At 74.9% G+C, this 2,246-nt stretch carries 3 protein-coding genes; all 3 read left to right on the top strand.

Annotation, left to right across the window (positions count from 1 at the left end):
• Positions 1–71 precede the first annotated feature (71 nt).
• Entirely contained in the window at positions 72–443 is a 372-nt protein-coding gene (locus ACXJKL_RS19695) for a GntR family transcriptional regulator (RefSeq protein WP_457208692.1), read from the top strand.
• Positions 440–1,399: a ketopantoate reductase family protein gene (locus tag ACXJKL_RS19690; RefSeq protein WP_457208691.1), complete on the top strand. Its 960-nt coding sequence runs from the start codon at positions 440–442 to the stop codon at positions 1,397–1,399. The genes ACXJKL_RS19695 and ACXJKL_RS19690 overlap by 4 nt, the downstream gene beginning before the upstream one ends.
• A gap of 84 nt (positions 1,400–1,483) precedes the next feature.
• Complete coding sequence (locus tag ACXJKL_RS19685; RefSeq protein ID WP_457208690.1) at positions 1,484–2,230, top strand: DUF2786 domain-containing protein; 747 nt, start codon at positions 1,484–1,486, stop codon at positions 2,228–2,230.
• Positions 2,231–2,246: the final 16 nt, after the last annotated feature.

The following is a 2,246-nucleotide window of genomic DNA, read 5'->3' as shown; positions in this document are numbered from 1 at the left end:
GCTCCACCCGGTCCATGGCGTGGTTCTACCACCAACGACACCTCATCGGTACCACACCTAGGCTGGCGCCCATGGAGCTCGCCAGGATCGACCTCGATCCCCCCGACCCGCGGTCGGGCACCGCGCCGTACGAACAGGTCCGCGTGCAGCTCGCCGCCCGGATCCGCGACGGCCGACTCCCCGCAGGCAGCCGGCTGCCGACCGTCCGCGCCCTCGCGGGCGACCTCGGCCTGGCGGTCAACACCGTGGCCCGCGTCTACAAGGAGCTCGAGGTCGACGGCCTCGTGACCACCGAGGGACGGCGCGGCACCCGCGTCAACGGCACGGCCGCCACCCCGGCGACCGTGCGAGACGCTGCGGACGCCCTCGCCCTGGCGGCCCGCCGCGCCGGACTCACCCTGGCCGAGACCACCCGCCTCCTCGAGCAGGGCTGGTCGCGATGAGGTGGGTCGTCCACGGCGCCGGAGCGGTCGGCGGCGTCATCGGCGGGCACCTGCACCTCGCCGGGCTGTCCACCACGCTGGTGGCCCGGGGCGCGCACCTGGCCGCGATCCGCGACGGCGGGCTGCGGCTGGACACGGGCGACGGCATGCACCGCATCGTGGCCCCAGCCACCGACACCGCCGCCGAGGTGGAGTGGACCGACGACACCGTCGTGATGCTCGCCGTCAAGTCGCACCAGGCCGCCGCGGCCCTCGACGACCTCGCCGCACACGCACCGCCCGGCACCCCGGTCGTCTGCGCCACCAACGGCGTGGCGACCGAGCTCGCGGCCCTGCGCCGGTTCGCGGCGACGTACGCCGTGTGCGTGATGCTGCCGTCCACCCACCTCGAACCGGGGCTCGTCGTCGCGAAGTGCCACCCCGTGCCCGGCATCCTCGACGTGGGCCGCATCCCGGGCGGAACCGACGGGCACACGGCGTCGATCGCCGCCGACCTGCGCACCGCCGGCTTCGAGTCCGTGGAGCGCGACGACGTGATGGCATGGAAGCGTCGCAAGCTCCTGATGAACGTCGGCAACGGCGTCGACGCGTCGTTCGCCCCCGGCTCCGCGGCCGACGAGCTGGCCGAGACCGCCCGCCTGGAGGGCGAGCGCGTGCTGGCCGCTGCAGGACTCACGGTCACCACCGCCCGGGCCGACCGGGAGCGCCGCGGCGACCTGCTGCGTCGCCGCGAGGACCTGTCGCCGGCCGGCGGTTCGACCTGGCAGAGCCTGCGTCGCGGTACCGGGGACACCGAGGTCGACTACCTCGCGGGCGAGGTCGTCCTCCTCGGTCGGCTGCACGGCATCCCCACCCCGGCCTGCGAGGCCGTGGTGGCCGCCACCCGAGCGCTGACCCTCACCGGCGGGGAGCCGCGCACCCTGTCCRCCGCCGAGGTCCTCGCGACCCTGCCCTGAAGGGTCTGTGGATGAGCTCGCCCCGCTGTCGGTACGTCGTGCCAGTCTCCCTACGCACCACCACTGATCCCGGGAGCCGCTGACATGGACCACACCGACGACACCGCCCCGATGCTGGCCCGGGTGCGCAAGCTGCTGGCCAAGGCCGAGGACCCTGCCGCCACTCCGGCGGAGGCAGAGACCTACACGGCCAAGGCCGCCGCCCTGATGGCCGCCCACGGCATCGATCGCGCCCTGCTCGCCCTCTCTGACCCGTCCCTGGACGTGGTCGGCGACCTCGTCATCGTCGTGGAGCGCCCCTACGCCGCGGACAAGGCCGACCTGCTCGGCACCGTCGCGTCCGCCCTGGGGTGCCGCGGCGTGCGCCGCACCCGCTTCCCCGACGGCACCAAGGAGCTGTCCCTGCACCTCTTCGGCCACCGCCCCGACCTGCAACGGGTGGAGATCCTCTACACCAGCCTCCTCGTGCAGGGGCTGCACACCCTCACCCGCACGCCCGTCCCGTCCCACGACCACCCGGCGGCGTTCCGTCGCAGCTGGCTGGCCGGCTTCACCCGGTCCATCGGCGCACGGCTGGTCCGCGTCGAGACGGCCGCGGCCTCGGCAGCGGACGACCGGTTCGCCCGGCACGGCACGTCCAGCGCGATCGTCCTGGCCGACCGCTCGGACGCCGTCGAGGCCGCCCGCGACGCGACCTACCCCCATCTCGAGCAGGCCACGGCACGCAGGCTCTCGGGCTCCGGCGCCCGGGACGGGTGGAACGCCGGCCAGCGTGCCGATCTCGGCGACGCCCGCCTGCGCGGTGGGCGACGCTCCCTGCCCCGGGGATGACCGGACGCACGAAGGC

It is taken from the genome of Nocardioides sp. P5_C9_2 (assembly GCF_054049555.1).
This window is presented reverse-complemented; position numbering and strand designations above follow the sequence as displayed.